Source organism: Micromonospora sp. LOL_013 (assembly GCF_048060315.1).
In the GTDB taxonomy this organism is placed as follows: Bacteria; Actinomycetota; Actinomycetes; order Mycobacteriales; family Micromonosporaceae; genus Micromonospora_E.
Genome location: NZ_JBHMIQ010000020.1, coordinates 97,127 through 116,812, shown reverse-complemented (window position 1 = coordinate 116,812; position 19,686 = coordinate 97,127). Strand labels below are relative to the sequence as shown.

Sequence of the window (19,686 nt, the reverse complement as noted above, 5' to 3'; positions counted from 1 at the left end):
TTCGGTCGCAGACGATTCCCGTCGCAACGCGCCTGCGCCTCGACCGCACGGTAATCCCACGCCCATCGTCCACCGGTAACGCCGACGGCTGGCTAGGCCCATCGGGTCGGCGTGGGTGGCGCCGAAGAACGGCTCGGCGGCGGGGGAGCGCCAGTCGAGCAGCAGTTGGCGGCCGGCGTCGTCGGTCAGCCCCTGCCGTCCGACGTACACCGGGTCTGAACGGTCGTCGGTGCCGCCACCGGCGTCGGGGACCATCCGGCCGAGGCACAGGTCGAGGCCGAACCGGCGCAGCGCCCCCAGCCGTACGGTGAGCCGGCGGACCTCCTGGTCGCGGTCCACCGCCCGCCGGCCCCCGCCGGCCGGTGCCTTACGGGCCGCGTCTAGCCGCTCCGAAAGGTCGGTGGCCAGTTGGTCGAGGCGGTGCGCGACGGCCGAGAAATGCCGCTCGTCGTCGGCGATCAGTTTCGGGTCGGCCTTGGCGTGCAGCCGGTCGGGGAGATCGAAAGCGCTGGTGGTCAGCGGGCGCACCTCGATCAGCTCCATTCTCGGGTCGGCGGAAGAAACGCAGCGTCCAGCGGCCGGTAAATGCCGGAGAACTGGCGTAGGAACGCGATTGTGCGCGACGACCCGGGTCTTGCCGCAAGACCCCCTGTGCGCTATATGTTTATAGTGGCGGGAGACGAGGGCACCGGTCACTGTCCTGCCGCCGAGGGAACCCACATGGTTGTCCCAGGGCCGATGTGACGACAGTGACGGTTCCCTCGAGCTGATCCCGTCGCTGGCCGGCAGCGACGGTCGAACGGTTCATGGTCGGGGACGACCGCCGTCACGGTTTCGATGTCGTCCTGGTCAGGTTCGGGCCGGCGACCAGGCAGGAGATACCGCCCAGCACGGCCACCCCGGCCAGCAGCAGCATCGCCGCGCGGGCCGCCCCGACGGTGACGACCTCGCCGATCTGACTGTGCAGCAGGGTGCCGACGGCTGCGGCACCCAGCATCGAACCGATCTGCAACGAGGTGATCAGCACCCCGGACGCGGCGCCGGCCTGCTGCTGTTCGACGTCGGACAACGCGACCACCGCCAGCGGGGTGAACAGGAACGCGTTGCCGACACCGATGACGCACATCGGGGCGACGAACGCCGTCCACGTCGCACCGTCGCGCATCTCGATCGCCGCCCACGCCATGCCGGCGACAGTGGCCGCCGCCCCGACCAGCAGCAGGTAGCGGCCCTGGACCCGGTCGGCGAGTTTGCCGGCCACCGGGTCGAGCAGGGTGGAGAACAGTGACGCCGGCACGATCATCAGCCCGGCGGCCCACGCGTCGAGGCCGAGCACCTGCTGGAAGTACAGCGACAGCACCAGCACCAGGCCGATGACGGTGCCGGAGGTGGTCAGCGAGAAGCCGTTCATCAGCGGGAAGTTGCGCCGCCGGAACAGCGCGAACGGCACCAGCGGCTCCCGGTCCTGACGGCGGCGCTGCTGCGTGAGGAAGGCCGCCACGAACAGCCCGGACCCGCCGAGCGTCGCCCAGATGCCGGCGTTCCAGCCGTACCGTTCGCCCTGGCTGATGCCGAACGCCAGGCAGAACAACGCCGCTGAGGCCAGCACCACACCGGGCACGTCGAGCCGGCGGCGGACGCGTTGCGCGACCTCGGGTAGCACCAGCCGGCCGACTACGAGCATCAGCAACCCGAGCGGTAGGTTCAGCCAGAAGATCCACCGCCAGTCGAGGGTGCTGACCAGCACCCCGCCGGCGGCCGGTCCGCTGATCGCGGCGATTCCGCCGACCGCCCCCCGGATGCCGAACGCTGTGCCCCGGCGGTCCGGGGGAAACGCCTCCATCAGCAGGGCGAGGGTCTGCGGGGTGAGCAGCGCCGCGCCGAGGCCCTGGACCGCGCGGGCGGCGATCAGCTGGCCGGGCCCCTGCGCCAGGCCCGCCGCGACACTGGCGACGGTGAAGACGGCGACCCCGAGCAGGAAGATCCGCCGCCGACCGTGGAGGTCACCGAGCCGGCCGGCGGTGATCAGGGCCATCGCCAGCAGGAAGATGTAGGCGCTCAGCGACCACACCACCTGGTCGGCGGACGCGTCGAGATCGGCCATGATGCTCGGCACCGCGACGGCGAGCACCGCCACGTCGAGCTGGGTGAGGAAGTACGCCAGCGACAGGACGGCCAGCACCGCCCACGGGTTGCCGCGCAGTTTCGCCAGCAGCTTCGGCTCGCTCACGGTCGTCATTCGCTCGGTTCCAGCCAGATCATCGGCGGGATCTTGTTGGTGCGGTCCACCCGGCGCAGCCGCGGCACCTGCTCGACAGCGACCGCTGTGGGATGGTGCTGGACGATGACGCCCAGGTCGTAGAACTGGTGCAGCAGCCGGGTGCGTACCGCCGCCGGGTCGGCGTCTCCGGTGTAGTGCACGGTCACCGCGCTGACCGAGTGGCGCTCGCCGGCGGCCCGCCGCCGCAGCAGCAGCTGTGCGTCGCGTACTCCTGGTGCGGCGCGGACGATGTCCAGCACCGTACCGATGCCGACCAGCGCGCCGTGCAGCTTGATCGCGTCGTCGGCGCGGCCCAGCACCCGCAGCGCGTCCGGTCGGCCGCAGCCGCAGGCCGCCGCAGCGACCCGGTCGCCGAGCCGGTACCGCACAGTCGGCACCGTCCAGCCGTCACCAACTCTGGACAGCAGGGCGCCGGCGTCGTCGAGCTCGAGCACCTGGTCGGGCATCAGGTGCAGCACCGAGGGGTCGCAGGCCGGGGTGTTCGTGGCGATGACGTACGTTTCGACCGAGCCGTAGTTGCCCCAGAGCTGGACCTGCGGGAACGCCTTCCGCACGATGGTCGCCTTCTCCTCGGTCCACGGCTCGGCCATCCAGATGATCTTCTCGATCGGGGTGGCCGCGCCCGCGTCGAGTACGCCCCGGGCCAGGTCGGCCAGGGCCGTCGGGGTGCCGGCTACCGCGTTGCCGCCGAGCCGACGCAGGGTCGGCAGCCAGCCGTCGACCTCCTCCGGGGTGATCGGACCGAACGGTGCCACGTCGGCGCCGCAGCGTCCGGCCAGCTCCTGCATGTAGTAGTGCGACGCCCATAGCCGGCCGGGGGTGAACAGGTTGAGCAGGAGGTCACCGCCGACCAGCGGTCGCCACTGCCGCAGCAGCCGGTCGAGGGCCTGGTGGTACGCCACATAGGTGAGCTTGGGCTGCCCGGTGGTGCCGCCGCTGGACAGCAGCAGCGCACCGGTCCGTCGGGTCACCGCGTGCGAGACGGCGAAGATTTCGTCCGGTCCGGTGACCGGCAGGTCTGCGAGTCCGGCGGCGGTGTCCGGCACGGCCGGGGCACCGGCGGCGGCGTTGCGTCGGGCCTGGTCGCGCAGCGCGTCCCAGGGCACCGCGCCGATCACCCCGGCCGCCGGCGCGACTGGTCGTCACCGGCGGCGTGCCAACGGGCGAATCCGGCGAGGTATGCCTCGAACCGGGCCCGCACGATCGCCCGGGCGGCGGCGTCCTGCTCGGGAATGCCGTTGAACGCGACCGCGCCGTCGAGTTCGATCTCCGATACCCAGTGCCGCTCGCCGTCGAAGAGGAAGTCCAGCGTGAAGTACGGCGTGGGCAGCCGTTCGGCGACGTAGGCGACGGTGTCGGCGAGCTCCGGCGGCAGAGCGGAGTAGCCGCGTTCGTGTCGGCCGCCGCTGGCCTTGGTGACGGCCAGGCAGTAGCCGTCCTTGTAGCCGTACAGCACGGTGTGTGCCTGCCCGTCGACGACGTACACCCGCTGTTCGCGTACCACCTTGAGGTAGGGCTGGGCGACCAGCGCGGTGTCCGAGCCACCGGCGAGTCCGATAAGACCTTTCAGGTCGTTCATGTTGTGCACCACCGAGATGCCCAGGCCCATACCCCAGTAGGCGGGTTTGACGATCAACGGGAACGGCAGCGCGGCGAGCGCGGCGTCGCTGCGGCCGACCATCGCCTCCCGACCACTGCCCACCCGGATCGTCGGCAGCAGCGGGATCGGACTGCCAGCCAGGTGCACCACGCTGGCCAGCTTGTCCTCGCCGATGTAGGACAGTGCTGGTGGGATCGGCAGGTAGAAGCCGAGCCGGTCCAGGATGGTGAACAGGAACACCTGGTTGCACACGTCCTGGGTCTGGTGCGGCAGGGAGTAAAGCGAGGTGACGAAGATGGTGTCGGCCGGGGTGACCGGCGCACCGTTGAGCCAGACTCTGGGCTGGCCCGGGTCGGTCGCGTCGACCGCGACCTCCTCGGGCTTGTTCACCGTGAACTCAAGGCCCAGGTCGGCGGCGATTTCCTGGTACGGCCCCCAGACCGCGTCCTGCTCGGCCTGCCGTAGCCAGGCGGTGCCCCGGTCGGGGTAGATCCAGCTGAGGCGCCGCGCCGTACTGGGCGCGGCCGTGCGATCGGTCAATGCCCTCTCCCTTGCGGTGTGGTGCGGGTCCTCGGCCGGTGGGTCCGCGTCGGCTGGGTCCCGGGCGGATGGCTCAGGTGGCCACCGGGTGGTCGACGAAGGTCGACACGAGGTCCGCGAACCGGTCAGGTTCCTCGACGAACGGCAGATGGCCGCTGCCGGTGAACACCTCCAGCCGGGACGCCGGTATCGCCGAGCGCAGCCACTCGCCGACGTCGCCGGGGTAGACCTGGCTGTGCGCTCCGTGGACGAGCAGGGTCGGTACGCTGATCCGGCGCAGTCGCTCGCGCCAGTCCACGGCGAGCGCCTCGGCGAGCAGCGCCCGTACGGCGTCCGGGTCGCACCGGCGGGTCTGGTCGATGAGGCCGGCCAGCGTCGCCGGGTCGGGCTCGGTGCCGGCGGCGAACGAGCCGCGGATCAGCCCGGCGGCGAAGACGGGGTAGTCGCCGGTCACGCTGGCCAGGACGGCGTCGGCCCCGGCGGCGTCGAGGTTGCCGAAGGCCGCGTACGGCCAGTCGTCGTCACGCAGCAGCCGTGGGGTCTGCTCGACCGACACCAGGGCCCGGATCCGCGCAACCCCGAACTGCTCCAGGTAGCCGTAGGCCACGGTCGCGCCGAGCGACCAGCCCAGCAGGGTGACGTCGGTCAGGTCGAGCTTCTCGATGGTGGTGTGCAGGTCCTCGGCGGCGCGGGTGAGGTTGGCCGGTCGGTCGGCGGTGGCGTTGTCGCCGTGTCCGGGCAGTTCGACGACGACCACCCGGTGCCGGGTGGCGAGCCGGGCCACCGCCTCGGCGAAGAACCCGGCAGTGGCGGCCAGCCCGGGCACCATGACCAGGGTCGGTCCGTGTCCGCGCGTGACCAGGGCCGGTCCGTGGCCGCGGTCCGGGTGCCGGGTCATCGGCTGCCCCCCGCCAGCCCGAGCCGGGTGCGGAGCAACGGTTTGTCGATCTTGCCGACCGGGGTACGGGGCATCGCGGCGACGAGGTGCACCGATCCGGTCAGCCCGTGCCGGGCGAGCAGTTCCTCGACGGCCTTGACGGCCTCGTCGTCGGAGTGCCCGTCTGCCGGGGCGACGGCCACGGCGACCGCGTCGCGGTAGTCGCCGGGGTGCACGGCCAGACTGACGGCCTGTGCCACTGCCTCGGCCGTGGCGAGTTGCTCGTCGAGCACCGGTGCCAGCATCGGCCCGTCCCGGGTGGCCAGCGTCTCGGACACCCGGCCCAGGATTCGGTAGCCGCCCCGTGGGGTGCGTTCGGCAACGTCCCCGGTCCAGAACTCGGGCCGGCGGAAGGTACGGGCGTTGGCTTGCGGCGCGTTGACGTACCCCTCGCTGGTGCAGTCCGAGTAGAGGACCAGCTCCCCGACGTCGGGGTGGCCGGGCATGAAGGGTTCCAGCCGGGTGCCGACCCCACGGACCGGGACCATGGCGGTGCCGGTCTGCGGTACGTCGTCCATGTTGCCCAGCGCCAGGCCGAACTCGGTCGAGCCGTAGATCTGCCGGATGTGTACGCCGAGCACGTCGGCGGCGTCCCGGACGATCGTCGGGCTGAGATAGGCACCACCGCACAGCGGGCGGCGCAGCGCCGGCAGCGGGAACCGGCCCTGGCGCCGGGCGGCGGCGACCAGGTCGGCGTAGTGCTGCGGCAGGGCGCTGGTCACGGTCGCCTGGTGGGCGGCTAGTTGGGTCAGCAGCGTGCCGGTCGGCGTGTGCGGGTCGGCGAGCACCAGTTGCGCGCCGGACAGCAGTGCCGCGAACACGTGCAGGTCGGTGGCGTGTGCCACGTCGAGGGTGTGACGGCAGAAGAAGACGTCGTCGGGACGGATCCCGGTGTCGGCCAGCCAGCGGCGCCGTTCGGCGACGAAGCGGTCCTGCCGCCAGGCCATCATCTTCGGAAAGCCGGTCGAACCGGAGGTCCACAGTAGCCGGAAGATGGCGGTGGCCGCCGAGGCGGTGGAGTCCGCGGTGGGCTGCGCGGTGGGCTCTGGCCGGGGCGTCGGGGCGGTCAGCGTGTCGAGGTCGACAGTGGCCGGGCCGTCGGCGGGGATCCGGCGGTGCCCGTCGGTGACCAGCAGGGCGGGGCGTGCCCGGTCGAGAGCGGTCCGCACCCCGGCGTCGTCGAAGTTCGCCATCAGCGGTACGTAGCGGGCACCGAGCCGGGCCACCGCCAGGATCAGGCAGACGTACCCGATGCTGTTGCGCAGCACCACGGCGACGGTGTCGCCAGCAGCGACGCCGTGCGCGGGGAGGCCGGCGGCGACCCGGTCGGTCGTCTCGACGAGTTCGCGGTACGTCACAAACGCACCGCCGGTGGTGCGTACCGCCACGGCCTCGGGTCGACGGCTGGCCACCTCGCGGACGGCCTGGTAGAGCCCGGCAGCGGTCACGACGCCAGCCACCCGGCGTAGGTGGCGAATCGCCAGTCCTTGGTCAGACAGTCCACGGTGTCGAAGCCGGCGGCGCGGAGCCAGCCGAGTTGAGTTTCGACGTCGATGCAGATGTCGTGCTTCATCCGTTCGCGGCCGGCCGCCCATTCGTCGGCAGGCGTTCCGGCGGTGTGTACGTGGTCTTCGTGCTGCCGGTCGTACATCTGCTCCAGTCGCGGTGTGGGCGCGAGGACCTGCTCGACGTTGACGAAGATCCCACCCGGCCGCAAAATGCCGGGTAGGCGACCGAACAGCGTTTGTTTTTCGTGATGCTCGAGGTGGTGGATAGCTAGGCCGGAAACAACTGCGTCGTATGGTCCTGTCGGCAGCGGATCCATCAGTCCCTGAACGGAAAAACTGACTTGATGAGCACTGTTGAACCGTTGTTTTGCCTGTGCGAGCATCCGCTCGGAATGGTCTACGAGAGTGATCGTTGCTTCGGGGATGCGGGCGATCAGCGCTGCGCTGAGCAGCCCGGTCCCTGCGCCCAGATCCAGGATCCGTGCGTGGCCCGGCACCGACATCTGTACCGCGCTGGACGCGCTGTCGTACAACAGGTCGAACGACGGGATGAGTTGACGCCGCAGTGCATCGTAGGTAGTGGGATTCCACAGCTCGAAGGTCACGATAATCCCCCCGTGGGTCACCGGTCGACGTTTTTGTGGCACTGGCATCGGATGCTGGATATACGGTGTTCTGCTGAGCCGACACATTGTCGGATGGTGATTCCTGTGGTGCGCGTATCTGCTTGCCGGCATGCGCTATTCAGAAAGTATCAAGGAGTGGCGGAGCAATGAAGAGATCGGTCAATATCAAAGTGTGATGCTGGTCACATTGTCGATCGTGTTGTCCGTTTTTGACGAACTGTCGATCGTGTCAGTAATCTGCGTTTGTCAGGCTCTTTGGGCCACGATCAGGTCCCGGACGATCGCCTGGTCGACCCGATGGGCGAAGCCGCCGTACCCCGGACCGTCGGCCACTTCCAGGCCCGCCTTGACCAGCAGCGCGGCCAGATCGTCGCGGGCGGCGACCAGGGTGTTCCAGGAGATACCGAGCGCCCCGCCGGGGCGCAGCAGGGCCACCCACTCCGGCAACGCCTCAGCCAGCAGACCCAACGGATCGCGGGTCAACCGGCCCGCTTGACCGCGGGTGCCGTGCTGCACCCCGTACGGCGCGTCGGTGACGATCGCGTCGAAGCTGCCGGCCCGGAACACCTGCCGGCTGCGGCGGGTGTCCGCGTGCACCATCGTCAGGTCGACGATTCGCCCGGCCCGGTGGTCGTCCTTGCTGGCCGCCAGGGTGACCGCCAGCCGTCGGCCCAGTACGGCCCGGTTGCGCCGCACCGGGGTGATCTCGGCCGAGTGCTTGAGCCGCTTGTGCTTCAACCAGGTACGGATGAAGTTGGCGTACACCTCGAAGTCCTTGCCGTCGATCTCCACCCCGGCGGCGTGCCAGCCGTACATCATCGCCTGGTTGAGCGTGGTGCCCCGGCCGCACATCGGATCGAGGACCCGCAGCGGCGGCGAGTCCGGGCCGAGCGGCCCGGCCGCCGCTCCGACGGTAACGGCGGTCCCGCTGGTCCCGCTGGTCCCGCCGGTCCCAGCGGCACCGGCCCGGTCGGTCGTGGCCAGCGCGGTCACGTTCAACAGCAGTCTGGTGAACTGCTCATTGGTCTTGCCGGCGTACTTCGGGATGGTGATCAGGTCGCTGTCGAAGCGGTCCCGGCCGGTCACCTCCAGTGGCCGCAGCAGGTCGCCGTCGCGGGCGAAGAACGCGTACCGGGCGGACAGGTTGGCCAGCACGGACAGGTCCCGGTCGGTCAGATCGACACCGGTGAAGGTGACGTACGGCAGCCCGCCGATCGTGGTGATCGTGATGTCGGCGAGCCGGCCGTCGAGAGCTCTGTCGCCGAAGACGGTCAGCTCAGCGGCGGCCAGCCCGACCGCCGACTCGGCGTACACCCGGTTCGCCGACGGGTGGATCAGCAGGGCGTACGCGGTCATCGGCGGTCCATTCGGTCAGGCGGGTGCGGGTGGGACCCACGAGTGTTACCACACCGGCGGCCTGCGTAAGGTCACCGGCATGGCACGGCAGCGGGGGCGGCGTCTGCCGCTGGCGGACCGCCCGCTCACTGAACCGCATTTGGCGCGGCTGCCGGCCGATCACCCGCACCGGGCGGCGGTGCTGGCCGCACACGCGGCAGCGCTCGACGCCGGCGAGGCCGGTTACCTGGATCCGGGCACCGGGCTGTTCGTGCTGACCGCGGCGTTCCTGGCCCACCGGGGCACCTGCTGTGGCCAGGGTTGCCGGCACTGCCCGTATCTGGGGTGATTCCGGGGAATTCCTACGCGGCGCGGTCGGTGCGGGTGGCGGGCTTTCGCGGCGGCGGCGGAACCCGTACGGTGTGCGACGAACAATCCGCCTTTTTCGGCCGGCCTGACCGTGGGAGGTCACTGTGGGCGTTCGGTTGCGCCTGTCCGGCGCCGGGCTGATCCTGCTGCTGTTCGCCGCCGGCTGCTCCGACCGGGCGGTGGCCACCGAGAACCCCGCCCCGGACGATCCGGCCCAGGCCAGTCCGTCGCCGAGCCCGGTCGAGCCGTACCCGGAGGTGCCCCGTCCGCCGGCCGCCGAGTCCGGTGGGGCATGCCGGGTGTTCGACTTCGACGTGGTCGAGCAGACCGTCGGGTTCCGGTTCGAGGTGGCGGCGGCCAACAAGCACGACAAGACGCAGTCGTGTGTGCTGCGGCCGGCCGAGGAGCCACTGCCCGACCTGATGGTCTCCATCTCGGACACCAAGGCGAGCGCGTCGGTCTTCGCCGACGACGTCGCCCCGGTCGGTGCCAAGGAGATCAAGGATCTCGGCAAGGCCGCCTACTGGATTCCGGTCAAGCCGGACCCCGACACTGGGTACGGGGCGGCGCTGGAGGTCAACTGGATCACCGGGGACCCGAAACTGATCAGCCTGCGCTGGACGTTCGCCCCCGGTGACGACGAACTGTCCGCCGTGGAGCTGGCGCCCAAGATGGTCGAGCTGGCCCGGGTGGTGCACGACAACCGCAAGAAGTGACCGGCCGGCCCTGCCGGGGCACCGCCGGCCGGGTCGCGCCCAGGGCGGTCGCGCCGACCGGCGGAGCGCCGGTGACTCAGGCGGCCGCGCCGGCCAGCGACCGTCCGTGGTCGGCGGCCGCGACGAACACCCGGGACGCGACCTCGCGCGGCAGGTGGATCTTGTCGCCGGACCGGTCGATGGTCACCCCGTCGCGTTCCTGCGCGACGGTGACCGTCGCCCCCGGGTCCACCCCGGCGGCGTGCAACTGGCGGAGCACGTCGGCGTTGGTCTGCACGCTCTCGCAGATCCGACGGACCACGACCGTGCCGGTCAGGCCGGGGAACGCCAGGTTGCGCTCGGTGTCCGGGCTGATGTCCGGATTCGCCAGCTCCGCCGGTCCGTCACCCAGCGCTTCCAGGCCGGGGATCGGGTTGCCGTACGGCGACCGGGTCGGCCGGTTGAGCAGGTCGTAGACCTTCTTCTCGACCGCGTCGCTCATCACGTGCTCCCAACGGCAGGCCTCCTCGTGGGCCTCCTCGTAGGGCATGCCGATGACGTTGACCAGCAGCAGCTCGGCGAGCCGGTGCTTGCGCATCACCGAGACCGCTTGGGCCCGGCCCAGCTCGGTGAGTCGTAAGTTTCGGTCGTCCTCGATGGTGAGCAGCCCGTCGCGCTCCATCCGGGCGACCGTCTGGCTGACGGTGGGGCCGCTCTGGTGCAGCCGCTCGGCGATCCTGGCACGCAGCGGTGGCACCGACTCTTCCTCGAGCTCAAGTATGGTGCGCAAATACATCTCTGTGGTATCGACAAGATCATTCACGGTCAGCTGCCCTCCAGTGTTCAATCCTACCTTGCAGCACCGATAACCAGCCGGAACGGACGATCGGCAAGGGACAGGCGTAGCCCCGCATGGTGTTGACTGGGGTGGTGTTCGATACCGCAGACCCTACCGTCGCCGTCACCGGGCTCGCCGCCGCGCTGGCCGGTGGGCGACCGCCGACCCTGCTGGACGTGCGCTGGCGGCTCGTCGGCCCGCCGGGCCGCGACGACTACGTCGCAGCCCACCTGCCCGGCGCGGTCTTCGTCGACCTGGACGCCGACCTGTGCGGCACACCGGGCGCCGGCGGCCGGCACCCGCTGCCCGACCCGGCACCGCTGCAGCGGACGTTGCGCCGGGCCGGGGTGCGCACCGGGTGGCCGGTCGTCGTCTACGACGGTGGCGACGGTCTCGCCGCCGCCCGCGCCTGGTGGACGCTGCGCTGGGCCGGGCACCGGCCGACCTGGGTGCTCGACGGCGGCTACCCCGCCTGGCTGGCAGCCGGCCGACCGGTTACCGCCGACGTGCCGGCACCGCCGCCCGGTAACGTGACCGTACGCCCGGGAGGTATGCCGGTGCTCGACGCCGCCGCCGCCGGCCGGCTACCCCGGCAGGGTGGGCTGCTGATCGACGTCCGCGCCGACGCCCGGTACCGGGGCGAGCATGAGCCGGTCGACCCGGTGGCCGGGCACATCCCCGGCGCGGTCAACCTGCCGACCACGCTGCACCTCGACGACGCCGGGCTGCTGCGTGACGCCGGGACGCTGCGGGACCGGTTCACCGGTGCCGGACTGCGCCCGCAGGCCCCGGTCGGGGCGTACTGCGGGTCGGGGGTGACCGCCGCGCACACGGTGCTCGCCCTGCACCGCGTCGGCCGCACCGACGCGGCACTGTATCCCGGATCGTGGAGCGAGTGGATCACCGACCCGGCCCGACCGGTCGCCACCGGCGCGGACCCCGGCTGACCCGGTCTGCTGCCGGCCGGGCTGACCCGGGGTTCGCTGCCTGCCGGGCTGACTGACCGGGCCGGGCGGCCGGGCACGCGGGCACGGGGTCGGCAGGTGCGTGCGACGATGGCCAGATGTCGGACGGGACGAGGCAGATGTCGGACGGGACGGACCAGGCACGGGCGGCGGGCGGTACCGACGCGACGCTGGTGGTCTGGGACGAGCGCCTGCTGGCGTACGACCTCGGTGACCATCCGCTGGACCCGGTACGGGTCGAGCTGACGATCGCGTTGGCCCGCGAGTACGGCCTGCTGGACCGCCCCGGGGTGCGGCTGGGCGCCCCGGAGCCGGCCGACGACGTGGCGCTCACCCGGGTGCACCGGGCTGCCTACCTCGACGCCGTCCGGGTCGCGCACGACGACCCGTTCTTCTCCGGGTACGGCCTCGGCACCCCCGACAATCCGACGTTTGCCGGGATGCACGACGCCAGCGCGCTGGTCGCCGGTGCCACGATGGCTGCCGCCGAGGCGGTCTGGCGCGGCGACGTACGGCGGGCGGTCAATGTCTCGGGCGGGCTGCACCACGCGATGCCCGGCCGGGCCGCCGGGTTCTGCGTCTACAACGACCCGGCAGTGGCGATCGCCCGGCTGCTGGACCTCGGCGCCGAACGCATCGCGTACGTTGATATCGACGTGCATCACGGCGACGGGGTGCAGGAGATCTTCTACGACGACCCGCGGGTGCTCACCGTCAGCCTGCACGAAACGCCGCTGGCGCTGTTCCCCGGCACCGGATTCCCCGACGAGGTGGGCGGCCCCGGCGCGCAGGGCAGTGCGGTGAACGTCGCGCTGCCGTCCGGCACCGCCGACCGGGGCTGGCTGCGCGCGTTCCACGCCGTGGTGCCGTCGCTGCTGCGGGCCTTCCGGCCGCAGCTGCTCGTCACCCAGTGCGGGGCGGACGCGCACCGGCTCGACCCGCTGGCCGACCTGGGGCTCAGCGTCGACGGTCAGCGGGCCGCGTACCTGGCGCTGCGGGCCCTCGCCGATGAGCACTGCGGCGGCCGCTGGGTCGCCACCGGTGGCGGCGGGTACGCGCTGGTCGAGGTGGTGCCCCGGGCCTGGACCCATCTGCTGGCGATCGCCACCGGCGCGCCGATCGACCTGGCCACGCTGACCCCACCCCGGTGGCGGGAGCTGGCCGCCGCCCGCTGCCCCGGCCGACAGGTCCCGCTGCGGATGACCGACGAGGCCGACCTGAACTTCCAGCCGTGGCAGCCGGCCGGTGACCCGGACCCGATCGACCGGGCGATCATGGCGACCCGCCGGGCCGTCTTCCCCCTGCACGGACTCGATCCGCACGACCCCCGGGACTGACCATGGACCGATCGGCTGACGTGCTGCTGCGCGACGGCACCACCGTCCACCTGCGGCAAATCCGCCCGGACGACGCCGACGCGATCGTCGCGATGCACGCCCGGTTCTCCGACCGCACCCGCTACCTGCGGTACTTCTCCCCGTACCCGCGGATCCCCGACCGCGACCTGGCGCGCTTCGTCAACGTCGACCACCACGACCGGGAGGCGTTCGTGGTGGTCTCCGGTGACCGGATCTTCGCGGTCGGCCGCTACGACCGGATGGGTCCGGGCTCAGCCGAAGCCGAGGTCGCCTTCGTCGTCGAGGACACCCACCAGGGCCGGGGCGTCGGTTCGGTGCTGTTGGAGCATCTCGCCGCCGCCGCCCGATCCGAGGGCGTCACCTCGTTCGTCGCCGAGGTGCTGCCGGTCAACGCGCCGATGCTGCGGGTCTTCGCCGACGCCGGCTTCCAGGTCCGCCGCCGGTACGCCGACGGCGTGGTCCACCTGAGCTTTCCGATCGCCCCGACGGAGGCGTCCCTGCAGGTGCAGTGGAGCCGGGAACACAGCGCCGAGGCCCGGTCGATCGCCCGGCTGCTGACCCCGCGGGGAGTCGCCGTCTACGGCGCCAGCGCCACCGGCCAGGGGGTCGGCGCGGCCGTCCTCGGCCATCTGCGCGACGGCGGGTTCACCGGGGACGTGGTCCCGGTACATCCGGCGGTGGACCGCATCGGCGGGCTGCCCGCTCACCGTCGGGCGGCCGACGCCGGCAACCCGGTCGACCTGGCGGTCGTCGCGGTGGCGCCGGACGCGGTGCCGGCCGTGGTCGCCGACGCCGCCGCCGCCGGCGCCCACGGCGTCGTGGTCATCTCGGCCGGCTTCGCCGAGTCCGGCCCGGCCGGCGCCGCCGCCCAGCGGGAACTGATCCGTACGGCGCACGTGGCCGGGCTGCGGGTGGTCGGACCGAACTGTCTCGGCGTGGCCAACACCGACCCTCGGATCCGGCTCAACGCGACGCTGGCGCCGCAGCTTCCGCCGGCCGGCCGGGTCGGCTTTTTCAGCCAGTCCGGTGCGCTCGGCGTGGCGTTGCTCGCCGAGGCGGACCGGCGTGGGCTCGGGTTGTCGACGTTCGTGTCGGCCGGCAACCGGGCCGACGTCTCCGGCAACGACCTGCTGCAGTACTGGCAGGACGACCCCGGCACCGACGTGATCCTGCTGTACCTGGAGACGTTCGGCAATCCCCGCAAGTTTGCCCGGCTGACCCGCCGGATCGGGCGCACCAAGCCGGTGGTGGCGTTGGCCCCCGGCGCCGGCCCGGTGGCACCCGTCGAGCTGGGCCCGGACGCCGCCGCGGTGACCCGGCTGTTCGCCCGGTCTGGGGTGATCCGGGTCGACACGGTCGCGGAGATGTTCGACGTCGGTACCCTGCTGGCCAATCAGCCGCTGCCGGTGGGCCGGCGGGTGGCCGTGGTCGGCAACTCGTCGGCGTTGACCATGCTGGCTGCGGCGGCCTGCCGGGCGCAGCGGCTCACCGTGGCGGCCGACTACCCACGTACCGTTGCGCCCGAAGCCGGCGCGCACGAGTTCGCCGACGCGCTCGCCGACGCTGCCGTCGATGCCGCCGTGGACGCCCTGGTGGTGGTGTTCGCGCCGCCGTTGCCCAACCAGTTGGCGGACGAGGACGCCGACTTCACCTCGGCGTTGGCCAGCGTCGCACTCGCCGGTGACAAGCCGACGGTCGCGACGCTGCTGGTCGGCCAGCCGCCGGCCGGAGTGCCGACCTACCCGTCGGTGGAGGAGTCGGTCCGGGCGCTGGCCCGGGTCGCCGACTACGCCGACTGGCTGCGCGAGCCGCCCGGTACGGTGCCGGACCTGGCCGGGATCGACCCGGCTGTGGCCGGTGCCGCGCTGACCGTCGACCCGGCCGACCCGGTCGGGCTGCTCGCCGGGTACGGCATCGAGGTGGTCGACTCGATCCCGGCCGCCTCGGTCGACCAGGCGGTGGCCGCCGCGCTGCGGCTGGGCCTGCCGGTCGTGCTCAAGGCCGCCGCGGACGGACTGCGACACCGGTTGGACCTCGGCGCGGTACGGCTCGATCTGGCCAACGTGGACGCGGTGGAACGGGCGTACCGTGACGTCGCGGCCCAGTTCGGCGCGCAGGTGCTGATCCAACGGATGGTGCCACCCGGCGTTGCCTGCGTGGTCGAGTCGACCACCGACCCCACCTTCGGCCCGGTGGTCGGTTTCGGGCTGGGCGGCGTAGCGACCGATCTGCTGGGTGACCGGGCCTGGCGGGCCGCGCCGCTGACCGACCGGGACGCGGCCGGGCTGGTCGACGAACCTCGGGCGGCACCGCTGCTGTCCGGCTATCGGGGAGCCGGCCCAGTGGACCGGGCCGCCCTGGTCGATCTGCTGCTACGGGTGGGGCGGCTCGCCGACGAACAGCCGCAGGTTCACCGGTTACGGCTCAACCCGGTGCTGGCCCGGCCGGACGGGCTGGCGGTGCTGCACGCCAGCGTCGTGGCCGGTCCGCCGGACGCCCGCCCGGACACCGGCCCGCGCCGGCTGTGACCGCACCAGACGGCCGCGCCGGCGGTGACCGTCTTGACGTCGCGCGGCCGGTCGGAGCCCCTGCTCCGACCGGCCGCCGCCCCCGATGCGCCGGCTGTCCCCCCGGTCAGCCGGCGTACGTCTCCAGCCGCTGCGCCCGCGACGGATGCCGCAACTTGAGCAGCGTGACCTTCTCGATCTGTCGGATCCGCTCCCGGGACAGGCCGAACTCCCGGCCCACCTCGTCGAGGGTGCGCTGCCGGCCGTCGTCCAGCCCGAACCGCAGCCGGATCACCGCCTGCTCCCGCTGGGACAAGGTGGACAGGACGATCTCCACCTCGTTGCGCAGCTTGCCCTCGGACGCGGATTCCCCGCCCTGCTCGCGCGGGTCGACGGCGGCGACGAAGTCGCCGAGGGCGCTCTCGCCGTCCTCGCCGACGGTCTGGTCCAGGCTGACCGGCTCCCGGTCGTAGGAGATGAGCTCGATCACCTGGAATTCGGGCACCGACATGGCGGCGGCGATGTCGCCGATCGTCGGCTCCCGCCCCAGCGTCGCCGACAGGTCACGGCGAGCCCGTACCATCCGGTTGACCTGCTCGACCATGTGTACCGGGATCCGGATGGTGCGGGCCTGGTCGGCCATGGCACGGGTGATGGCCTGGCGGATCCACCAGGTGGCGTAGGTGGAGAACTTGTAGCCCTTGGCGTAGTCGAACTTCTCGACGGCCCGGATCAGGCCGAGGTTGCCCTCCTGGATCAGGTCGAGGAAGGCCATCCCCCGACCGGTGTACCGCTTCGCGATGCTGACCACCAGCCGCAGGTTCGCCTCCAGCAGGTGGTCCTTGGCGGCGCGGCCCTCGGCGGCGACGACGTCCAGGTCGGCGCGCAACTGCGCGGACAGCCGGTCGGGCCCGGCGAGCTTCTCCTCGGCGAACAGCCCGGCCTCGATCCGCTTGGCCAGCAGCACCTCCTGTACGGCGGTGAGCAGCTTGGTGCGTCCGATCCCGTTCAGGTATGCGCGGACCAGATCGGCCGAAGCGCCGCGGTCGTCGGTGGCGTCAAGGTCGTGCTGACCGTCGGTGGTGACCTGGACGGTGGTGTCGATGTCGTCTTCGATGGTACGCGTGACCACTCTCAGTCGCCTCCCCGCGTCGACAAGTGGTGAGCCAGCAGCGGAGTGCCGCTGGTGACAACCAGCTTGCCGGGTAGGGCGTGAAGTCACGGTTAGCCGGGGGCCAGGTGGCATGAATTCGGGACCTGACCGTTGCTGCACACCGCTTGGCGGTTGCTGACAGTGACGTCACAGTTCCAGAAGGATGGTCTGCGGTCCGATGTTGACGCTCTTCACCTGCATGTGCGCCCGGAACCGTCCGGTGCGTACCGTCGCGCCGCGCGCGGCCAGCGCCTCGACCACCGCCGTGACCAGCGGCTCGGCCAGCTCCGCCGGGGCGGCGGCGGACCAGCTCGGCCGTCGTCCCCGGCGCGCGTCGCCGTACAAGGTGAACTGGCTGACCACCAGGACCGGCGCGGCCAGCTGCGCGGCAGAGCGCTCGGCGGAGCCTTCGCCGGCCGGGTCCGGCGGGAAGATCCGCAGCTCGTAGACCTTGCGGGCCATCTCGGCGGCGGTCGAGCCCGTGTCGGTGTGGGTCACCCCGAGCAGCACCAGCAGGCCGGGGCCGATCGCCGCGACCACCTCGCCGTCGACCGTCACCGAGGCCCGACCGACCGTCTGTACCACCGCCCGCATACCGGCCAGCCTGCCAGACCGGTCAGCCGGTCAGCCGGTCACACCCGCCGCCGGTTACTCCGGCAGCAGGATGCCGCGTTCGACCAGCCGGGCCAGGACCGGCACGGCGGCGTCGGCGAGCTCCTGCTCGGGTACGTCGTGCGCGAGCGCCAGCAGCGACAACTGCTCGCGCATCGGCAACCGGCCGTCGCACCCGCCGACCACCGCCAGCACCAGCGGATCGATCTCCTCGGTCCAGCGCAGCCCACCGGTCAACGTGACGGTCTGCCGGTCGACCGCCCAGCCATCGTCGCCGATGCCGGCCTCCTGCTGCAGCCGCAGCCCGTCGGCGGCCCGGTAGCGGGCGTCGAGCAGACCGGAGGCATCACGGGCGCGCAGCCAGTCCTGCCGGGTGAACCACTCGTCGACCCGGTCGCCCAGCGGCGGTGCCACCTGCTGGCGCAGCTCCTCGACCCGGACCACCGGGTCGGCGTGTCCGCTGCGGCGCAGGGTGACCAGGCCGAAGCCGACTGCCTCGACCTTCTGCGCGTCGAACCAGTCGAGCCAGGCGGCCGCCCGGTGCGCGTCCGGGCCCTCGCTGGCGTCGGCCAGCCAGAGATTGACGTAGGAGACCGGGTCGGCCACCTCCCGCTGGATCACCCAGCCGTCCAGCCCGGTACCGGCCAACCAGCCCGCGACCCGTTCGGTCCAGTCCTCCCCGGCGACGTGCATCCAGTTCGCCAGGTAGTGCATCGTGCCGCCGTCGGTGAGCAGGTCCGGGGCGGCGGCCGCGAGCTCGGCACAGATTCCGTCGCCGATCCGGCCCGAGTCGCGGTAGGTGTGGGTGGCGGTGCCCGGCCCGACCACGAACGGCGGGTTGCTGACCACGAGGTCGAACCGGCGACCGGCGACCGGCGCGGTCAGGTCACCGTGCAGCAGCTCCCACCGTTGGCCGTTGAGCGCGGCGGTGGTGGCGGCGAACCGCAGCGCCCGGGCCGACAGGTCGGTCGCGGTGACGCGGTCGGCGTGGCCAGCCAGGTGCAGCGCCTGTACGCCGCAGCCGGTGCCGAGATCCAGCGCCGCGCCGACCGACCGCCGGTGCACCGCACCGGCCAGGGTGGTCGACGAGCCCCCGACGCCGAGGACGTGATCGGCGGCGAGTGGCTGGCCCGCCCGCAGGTGCGACGGCACGTCCGAAATCACCCACCAGGCGTCGCCGTACGGCTCCAGGTCGACGCCCTGCCGCAGTCCGGGTCCGTCCGGTGACTGCTCCACCAGCCCGGCGGCGAGCGCGTCGGCCAGCGGCAGCGGCGCCAGTGCGGCGGCGACCGTGTCGGCCGGCTCGGTCTGGGCGCAGACGAACAGGCGGATCAGGGTGGCGAGCGGATCACCGTCGGCGGTGCGCCGCAGCGCTTCCCGGTGGTCGTTGCGGGCCACTGCGGAGGTGGCCTGCGGCCCCAACCGCTCGGCGATCCCGGTCGAGGTGAACCGGGCCGCGGTCAGCGCGGTCCGCAACTGGTCGATCCCGGCCGCGTCGAGCAGCGCGGGGTAATTGGTCATGTCGTCGGTCACGTTGCCATCCTGCCCGGTCACCTGACTAATCCTGGCCCATCCTGCCCGGCGGGGCGGGTCGTCGCCGGGCGATCTGCTCCGATCCGGCAGGATACGCGGATGAGCCTTTCGCTGCCCATCGACGCGGACGCCAACGAATTGCTGCGGCGCAGCCCACTGGCGCTGGTCGTCGCGATGGTCCTGGATCAGCAGGTGCCGCTGGAGCGCGCCTTCTCCGCGCCGTACGACCTGGGTCTGCGGCTGGGGCACCAGCCGGACGCCCGCGAAATCGCCGAGTACGACCCCGAGGAGCTGATCGCGGTCTTCGCCCAGCGCCCGGCGCTGCACCGGTTCCCGAAGGCGATGGCCGCCCGGGTGCAGCAGGTCTGCCGGATCGTCGTCGACCGGTATGACAACGACCCGGCCCGAATCTGGACCGAGGCTCCGGACGGGGCGACCGCACTGGCCCGGATCAGCGGGCTGCCCGGCTTCGGCAAGCAGAAGGCGCAGATTTTCCTGGCGCTGCTGGGCAAGCGGTACGGCGTTCAGCCGACAGGCTGGCGGGAGGCGGCCGGCGAGTTCGGTCGGGACGGGGTGCACGTCTCGGTGGCCGACATCGTCGACGAGGACTCCCTGGTCCGGGTACGGGAGCACAAGCAGCAGATGAAGGCGGCTGCGAAGGCGGCCAAGGGCTGAGCGGCCAAGGGCTGATCAGCCGCGCCCCGCCGGTCACGTTCGCCGGCCGGTATGCGGGCCATCCACTTGCCGGTAATCGGTCACGTCTGCGGCCGGGCGTTGGGCGACGTACGCCGGCAGGTGCGACGATGGCAGCAGGCGACACGAGGAGGCA

General features: G+C 72.0%; 17 protein-coding genes and 1 pseudogene. 6 read left to right on the top strand and 12 right to left on the bottom strand.

Annotated elements, in window-relative coordinates:
* The 8 genes and pseudogenes from ACFHWS_RS15445 to ACFHWS_RS15410 all read right to left on the bottom strand — a co-directional run.
* Positions 1–543: pseudogene (locus ACFHWS_RS15445) on the bottom strand (hypothetical protein); the annotation flags it as partial.
* 283 nt (positions 544–826) lie between these two features.
* On the bottom strand, positions 827–2,230 hold the full coding sequence (locus tag ACFHWS_RS15440) for an MFS transporter (protein ID WP_416568408.1): 1,404 nt from the start codon (positions 2,228–2,230) through the stop codon (positions 827–829).
* A gap of 5 nt (positions 2,231–2,235) precedes the next feature.
* Positions 2,236–3,399: an AMP-binding protein gene (locus ACFHWS_RS15435; protein WP_416555756.1), complete on the bottom strand. Its 1,164-nt coding sequence runs from the start codon at positions 3,397–3,399 to the stop codon at positions 2,236–2,238.
* On the bottom strand, positions 3,396–4,421 hold the full coding sequence (locus ACFHWS_RS15430; protein WP_416555755.1) for an ATP-grasp domain-containing protein: 1,026 nt from the start codon (positions 4,419–4,421) through the stop codon (positions 3,396–3,398). The genes ACFHWS_RS15435 and ACFHWS_RS15430 overlap by 4 nt, the downstream gene beginning before the upstream one ends.
* 73 nt (positions 4,422–4,494) lie before the next feature.
* Positions 4,495–5,319 (bottom strand): alpha/beta fold hydrolase, encoded by an 825-nt coding sequence (locus ACFHWS_RS15425; protein ID WP_416568407.1) that lies wholly within the window; start codon positions 5,317–5,319, stop codon positions 4,495–4,497.
* Positions 5,316–6,806, bottom strand: coding sequence for a class I adenylate-forming enzyme family protein (locus tag ACFHWS_RS15420; RefSeq protein WP_416568406.1), 1,491 nt, complete (start codon positions 6,804–6,806; stop codon positions 5,316–5,318). The genes ACFHWS_RS15425 and ACFHWS_RS15420 overlap by 4 nt, the downstream gene beginning before the upstream one ends.
* Positions 6,803–7,471, bottom strand: a complete 669-nt coding sequence (locus tag ACFHWS_RS15415) for a class I SAM-dependent methyltransferase (protein WP_416555752.1) — start codon at positions 7,469–7,471, stop codon at positions 6,803–6,805. Before ACFHWS_RS15415 ends, ACFHWS_RS15420 begins: the two co-directional genes overlap by 4 nt.
* A 267-nt stretch (positions 7,472–7,738) precedes the next feature.
* On the bottom strand, positions 7,739–8,848 hold the full coding sequence (locus ACFHWS_RS15410; protein WP_416568405.1) for a TRM11 family SAM-dependent methyltransferase: 1,110 nt from the start codon (positions 8,846–8,848) through the stop codon (positions 7,739–7,741).
* A 79-nt stretch (positions 8,849–8,927) separates the two neighbouring features.
* Between ACFHWS_RS15410 and ACFHWS_RS15405 the strand changes: the two genes are divergently transcribed.
* A complete protein-coding gene (locus tag ACFHWS_RS15405; RefSeq protein WP_416555750.1) occupies positions 8,928–9,176 on the top strand; it encodes a DUF5522 domain-containing protein in 249 nt (82 codons plus the stop codon).
* 124 nt (positions 9,177–9,300) lie between these two features.
* A complete protein-coding gene (locus tag ACFHWS_RS15400) occupies positions 9,301–9,912 on the top strand; it encodes a hypothetical protein (RefSeq protein ID WP_416568404.1) in 612 nt (203 codons plus the stop codon).
* A 76-nt stretch (positions 9,913–9,988) separates the two neighbouring features.
* Here the strand turns inward: ACFHWS_RS15400 and ACFHWS_RS15395 are convergent, their stop codons facing one another.
* Complete coding sequence (locus ACFHWS_RS15395) at positions 9,989–10,714, bottom strand: metal-dependent transcriptional regulator (RefSeq protein WP_416568403.1); 726 nt, start codon at positions 10,712–10,714, stop codon at positions 9,989–9,991.
* A 107-nt stretch (positions 10,715–10,821) separates the two neighbouring features.
* Here ACFHWS_RS15395 and ACFHWS_RS15390 point away from each other — a divergent pair, with 107 nt between their 5' ends.
* The 3 genes from ACFHWS_RS15390 to ACFHWS_RS15380 all read left to right on the top strand — a co-directional run bounded on the left by ACFHWS_RS15390 (position 10,822) and on the right by ACFHWS_RS15380 (position 15,580).
* Positions 10,822–11,676 (top strand): sulfurtransferase, encoded by an 855-nt coding sequence (locus ACFHWS_RS15390; RefSeq protein ID WP_416568402.1) that lies wholly within the window; start codon positions 10,822–10,824, stop codon positions 11,674–11,676.
* Positions 11,677–11,813: 137 nt separating this feature from the next.
* The gene (locus ACFHWS_RS15385; protein ID WP_416568401.1) at positions 11,814–13,031 is read left to right on the top strand and encodes an acetoin utilization protein AcuC; all 1,218 of its coding nucleotides are present in this window, start codon (positions 11,814–11,816) and stop codon (positions 13,029–13,031) included.
* Positions 13,032–13,033: 2 nt separating this feature from the next.
* Positions 13,034–15,580: a GNAT family N-acetyltransferase gene (locus tag ACFHWS_RS15380; RefSeq protein ID WP_416555745.1), complete on the top strand. Its 2,547-nt coding sequence runs from the start codon at positions 13,034–13,036 to the stop codon at positions 15,578–15,580.
* Between the two features lie 106 nt (positions 15,581–15,686).
* Here ACFHWS_RS15380 and sigB read toward each other — a convergent pair whose 3' ends face one another.
* The 3 genes from sigB to ACFHWS_RS15365 form a co-directional block, all read right to left on the bottom strand.
* On the bottom strand, positions 15,687–16,664 hold the full coding sequence (gene sigB, locus ACFHWS_RS15375) for an RNA polymerase sigma factor SigB (protein ID WP_416568411.1): 978 nt from the start codon (positions 16,662–16,664) through the stop codon (positions 15,687–15,689).
* A 195-nt stretch (positions 16,665–16,859) separates the two neighbouring features.
* Positions 16,860–17,306, bottom strand: a complete 447-nt coding sequence (dtd, locus tag ACFHWS_RS15370) for a D-aminoacyl-tRNA deacylase (RefSeq protein ID WP_416568400.1) — start codon at positions 17,304–17,306, stop codon at positions 16,860–16,862.
* Positions 17,307–17,360: 54 nt separating this feature from the next.
* The gene (locus tag ACFHWS_RS15365; protein ID WP_416555770.1) at positions 17,361–18,845 is read right to left on the bottom strand and encodes a methyltransferase; all 1,485 of its coding nucleotides are present in this window, start codon (positions 18,843–18,845) and stop codon (positions 17,361–17,363) included.
* Positions 18,846–18,956: 111 nt separating this feature from the next.
* On the opposite strand from ACFHWS_RS15365, the gene ACFHWS_RS15360 reads away from it, so the two are divergent.
* Positions 18,957–19,532, top strand: a complete 576-nt coding sequence (locus tag ACFHWS_RS15360) for an HhH-GPD-type base excision DNA repair protein (RefSeq protein ID WP_416555743.1) — start codon at positions 18,957–18,959, stop codon at positions 19,530–19,532.
* The last annotated feature ends 154 nt before the right edge of the window (positions 19,533–19,686 follow it).

What these genes read in the sequence shown, in the direction of transcription:
- ACFHWS_RS15425 (WP_416568407.1), bottom strand. Translation starts at nt 5,319, where the DNA reads ATGACCCGGCACCCGGACCGCGGCCACGGACCGGCCCTGGTCACGCGC.
- ACFHWS_RS15410 (WP_416568405.1), bottom strand. Translation starts at nt 8,848, where the DNA reads ATGACCGCGTACGCCCTGCTGATCCACCCGTCGGCGAACCGGGTGTAC.
- ACFHWS_RS15405 (WP_416555750.1), top strand. Translation starts at nt 8,928, where the DNA reads ATGGCACGGCAGCGGGGGCGGCGTCTGCCGCTGGCGGACCGCCCGCTC.
- ACFHWS_RS15385 (WP_416568401.1), top strand. Translation starts at nt 11,814, where the DNA reads ATGTCGGACGGGACGGACCAGGCACGGGCGGCGGGCGGTACCGACGCG.
- ACFHWS_RS15380 (WP_416555745.1), top strand. Translation starts at nt 13,034, where the DNA reads ATGGACCGATCGGCTGACGTGCTGCTGCGCGACGGCACCACCGTCCAC.
- dtd (WP_416568400.1), bottom strand. Translation starts at nt 17,306, where the DNA reads ATGCGGGCGGTGGTACAGACGGTCGGTCGGGCCTCGGTGACGGTCGAC.
- ACFHWS_RS15365 (WP_416555770.1), bottom strand. Translation starts at nt 18,845, where the DNA reads ATGACCAATTACCCCGCGCTGCTCGACGCGGCCGGGATCGACCAGTTG.
- ACFHWS_RS15360 (WP_416555743.1), top strand. Translation starts at nt 18,957, where the DNA reads ATGAGCCTTTCGCTGCCCATCGACGCGGACGCCAACGAATTGCTGCGG.